Here is a 236-nt window from a genome sequence, read left to right as displayed (position 1 = left end):
GCTGACGCGCTGCAAGAGATGTATGGGGCAGATGTCTCTCCCACCCTGATATCCAAGGTAACTGAAGCCGTTCTTGACGAGGTCCTGGCCTGGCAGAACAGACCACTGGAAAGCCTGTACCCGATCCTCTACCTGGACGGCATCGTGGTCAAGGTTCACCAGGACAAGCGAGTCATCAAGAAAACCGTCTATGTCGCCCTTGGTGTCAGCACAGAAGGCCATAAGGAACTTTTGGG

1 protein-coding gene is annotated in these 236 nt (G+C 54.7%); it reads left to right on the top strand.

Annotated features, from left to right (window positions below; genetic code table 11):
- On the top strand, positions 1-236 hold a 236-nt coding region (locus CWC16_RS19440; RefSeq protein WP_171037704.1), incomplete at both ends, for a transposase.

Origin of the sequence: Pseudoalteromonas sp. S3776, assembly GCF_005886915.1 — a bacterium.
GTDB lineage: Bacteria > Pseudomonadota > Gammaproteobacteria > Enterobacterales > Alteromonadaceae > Pseudoalteromonas.
Note: the sequence above shows the minus strand (reverse complement) of the source record. Positions and strands in the feature narration are given on the sequence as shown.